The organism is Hymenobacter agri (genome assembly GCF_054778495.1).
Genome location: NZ_BAAGZM010000442.1, coordinates 1 through 3615 on the forward strand (window position 1 = coordinate 1; position 3615 = coordinate 3615).

3 protein-coding genes are annotated in these 3615 nt (G+C 57.3%); 1 reads left to right on the top strand and 2 read right to left on the bottom strand.

Annotated elements, in window-relative coordinates:
* Window positions 1–97 precede the first annotated feature (97 nt).
* Window positions 98–835 carry a hypothetical protein gene (locus ACYVDE_RS17335; RefSeq protein ID WP_460502803.1) on the top strand — a complete coding sequence of 246 codons (738 nt, stop codon included), beginning with the start codon at window positions 98–100 and terminating at the stop codon, window positions 833–835.
* Here ACYVDE_RS17335 and ACYVDE_RS17340 read toward each other — a convergent pair.
* Together ACYVDE_RS17340 and rodA are read right to left on the bottom strand one after the other, a co-directional pair.
* Window positions 804–1784, bottom strand: a complete 981-nt coding sequence (locus ACYVDE_RS17340; RefSeq protein WP_460502804.1) for a hypothetical protein — start codon at window positions 1782–1784, stop codon at window positions 804–806. The two genes, ACYVDE_RS17335 and ACYVDE_RS17340, sit on opposite strands and share 32 nt — an antisense overlap.
* A gap of 359 nt (window positions 1785–2143) precedes the next feature.
* Window positions 2144–3439, bottom strand: a complete 1296-nt coding sequence (gene rodA, locus ACYVDE_RS17345) for a putative peptidoglycan glycosyltransferase FtsW/RodA (protein ID WP_460502805.1) — start codon at window positions 3437–3439, stop codon at window positions 2144–2146.
* Window positions 3440–3615 lie beyond the last annotated feature (176 nt).

A 3615-nucleotide genomic window follows, 5' to 3' on the forward strand; every position in this document is an offset into this window, starting at 1 on the left:
GGCGGCGGCCGCGGCGGCGGCTCCCATCAGCCGGCTGTATGCCAAAGTATGGCCCCAACGGCCAGCCGGCCAATGGCCGCTCCGCTTCGGGTTCTATTTGGTGAATTGCCTGCTGCTGGGCGCGGCCGGTGCCTGCTGGTACAACGCCGCCAGGCTGGCCGGCGCGGTACCGGTTGCGGCCGCATTGGCCATGCTGGCCGTGCTCAGCAGTCGCTGGGCGGAATACGCAGCGGGGTTACCCCTCACCGACAGCCTTTATCTGCTCATTTTTGGCTTGGGTTATTACGGGTTCCGGCGTGGCCCCGGTGGGGGCTGGGCCATTGCGCTAGCCCTCGTGCTTGGCCCCTTGGCCAAAGAATCATTCCTGTTTCTGGTGCCGTGGCTGCTCTGGTTTGCCCGCCCCGCCCTCCCCTGGTCTCGGCAGCTTGCGGCACTGACGGTGGGGCTAGGCCTGCTTTTCACCGCGCATCAGCTTATCGATAGCCAATTGGGAATAGGTGCCGACCAATCGGTAGCCAATGCGCTTTCACACGCCGAGAACATCCGCTATTCGCTGCTGCGGGCCGCTTCCATCAAAGGCTTCGGCGAATTGCTCAGCATTTTTGGGCTGTTCACCTTTATTCCTCTGCTGGTTTTAATACGGCAGTTGCGTAAGCCGGCCATAGTCAGTCCTTTCGCCAGGTTCGGCGTTGCCGAAGCCGCCTTGCTGGCTGTAGTTGGCGCCCACCTGCTGCTGTCCGGCGACCTTGGCCGCATGGGTTATTTAGCAGCGCCCGTTTTCTGCGCTCTGCTCGCGGTCATTTTCACGCGTTCGCAACGGCTGTTACAGGCCTAGCAGAAACGCGTACACCTTCCAGAGCCAGGCCCAGCAGCAAGGGCCAGGCGGGCATCAGGAAGCGCGCCGCGCCCAGCGGCCCGGTTAGCAAAGCCAGATACGCCAGTAAGCCAACGGCCAGCCAGCGCCCGACTCGCTCCGTTCTTGTGCCGCTCCCCAATTTTCGAAAACCTTGTGCGGCCAGTAGCAGCCGCGCCATATTTGCCAGCACCACCACCACTAGCAGGCTCAGCATGCCCCACGGCAACTGCCCGATGGCCTGCCACAGCTTACCCGCTCGCGCCTGCGCCAGCAATCCTCCTCCCGCCAGCGGCGCGGCACCTAAAAACTCACTCACGTCAAAGCGGCCCGGGTCGAGAAAAAACGCCCCCATTCCCAGCACGTGCTGTCGGGCGTATACCAATGGATATTTTCTCAGTACGGCTCCGGCTTCGCGTTGTATTACTTGCTGCCGACTGGCAAAGCTGCGTTGCGCATTTGCCCGGCGCAGTACCGCCGCAACCCAGGCTTCCTCAGCAGCCGTGCCCGCTACCTGTCGCACCACGCCAGCCGCATTATAATGCAGCATATTTATCTCCGTGATACTGGAAAAATGAAAATACCCCGTGCGCTGCCAATTCCAGTTCATGTACAAGCCAGCAACCGACAGCGGCAACCAACCAATTACCAGTAGCATCCAGCGCTTGCGCTGCCAGGCCAGCACCAGTCCCCCCATCCCTAACGCCAGGGCCAGCAAGCTGCATACCGGCTTCAGTAGCAGCGCAGCCACTACGGCAGCAGCTGCGCCCAGCCAATCGCGCAAGCAACCAGTGCGGCAAAATGCGAGCACAAAGCCCACCAAGCCCAGCAAAACGCTTTGCAGCATGATTTCACTCATCACCGCATTTGCGTAAATCAGTTGTGCCGGAAACGTAAGCGCTAGGGCAACGGCGACTAGCCAATGCTTCATTAGCGGGCGCGCACGCCGGGCCCATCTCTTCAAAACTACGGCCAGCACTAGGAGACTAAGCCCATTCTGCACCAGCAGTATCAGCCAGGGGCTTCCCGTGGCGCTATTCAATCCCAGCAACACTACCGGGTAGCCAGGCGGGCGAATGCTGAATTCCTGAACCGCTTGCCCCTGTGGCTCAGTCTGAGGCCACTCCCGGGCGTATAGCTGGCCGTGTTGCCCTAGGTTAACGGCGGCTTGCCGGTAGCGCCCCGAATCCGGAAAATTCCAATGCCCACTTCTAAGTGCCCAGCCGAATACTAGCAGGTGCGCTAATACGAGCACCACCCATACCCAGCTCGGTACCCGTGCGCCTTCCATTAGCGCACCAAATCTTGTTTGCGATACGCATCCAATGCCAGCAGACTGAACAGCAGAATGGTGAATGACCAGAGCGACGACCCACCATAGCTAAAAAACGGCAACGGAATCCCTACCACCGGAGCCAAGCCGATGGTCATCCCCACGTTCACTGTGATGTGGAAAAAAAGCACGCACGCCACGCAGTAGCCGTACGTTCGCCCAAACACCGATTTCTGTCGCTCAGCCACGTAAATAATCCGCCACAGCAGCGTCAGGTATAAGCCCAGCACCACGAGGCTACCCGCCCAGCCGAACTCCTCCCCTACTGTGCAAAAAATAAAATCGGTACTCTGTTCGGGCACAAAATCAAACTTCGTCTGGGTACCCTGCAAAAAGCCCTTTCCCACCAAGCCCCCCGACCCAATGGCAATTTTGCTCTGCGTCACATTCCAGCCCTTCCCCAAGGGGTCAGATGAAGGATTGAGCAGAATCTCGATTCGCTGCCGCTGGTGGGGTTGCAGCACTTTGTTGTAAAAGAAATCAACCCCTAATACCATCCCAATCACGGCCAGCCACACGCCCACTGCCAAGGGCAAATGATGCCGCAATACCCGGCGGTTCAGGCCCAATACAGCCAGCAATACCCCACTGAAGCCTACCACAAGCCACAGCTTTGGCACCAGCAGCGCCAGCAACAAAATCACTCCCGCCGCGGCCAGCAGCAGCAGAATGAGCGGCGACATTCCCTCCCGGAAATAAGCCAGCAAAAATGCCCCAAAAACCAATGCCTGCCCCGATTCATTCGAAGCCACAATCAGCAGCGGTGGCAGCAGCGTAATTCCCGCCAGCACCAATTGGTCGCGCCAGTTCTGGTAGCGCAAATTAATGCTCGCCATAAACCGTGAAGCCGCCAGCGCCGTCGTAAACTTGGCAAACTCAGCTGGCTGCAGTCGTACCGGCCCCAATTCTAACCAAGACCTCGACCCTGCAATTGGCCGCGCCACCACCATCGTCACCAACAGCAGCACAATCATCCCCGCATACAGCGCATACGCAAGCGTATCGTATGCCTTGTAATCCACCACCAGCAGTACCACAATCAGTACCAGCGCCGTCCCAATCCACAACAACTGCTTAAACCAGTTGAATGCCATAAGCTTATCAAAGCTCAGAACACTCAATGGGTTGCTAGGAGCATCCGGTGAATAACTCGAAGCATAAATACACACCCAGCCCAGCCCTACCAGTAAGGTATAAAGCAATACTGTAATCCAATCAATATTTCGGCTATAACGCGCCGGAGCAACTTGCACAGATAATTCAGTTAATAATCAACTTCAAAATTACGGGCTTTCTCAATGAGAATAGAGCATAAGCCTGCAAATTCACGTCAGTAGTAATTTCCTTATTAAGTATTAAAAAGGGTCGTAAAGCAAAAATCCCTCCTGGTTGCTGGCGAAAGCATCCAAGAGGGATTTTCCTGTGATAA

Bases quoted from the DNA above. Each gene is read 5' to 3' on its own strand.
- ACYVDE_RS17340 (WP_460502804.1), bottom strand. From the start codon at position 1,784: ATGAAGCATTGGCTAGTCGCCGTTGCCCTAGCGCTTACGTTTCCGGCA.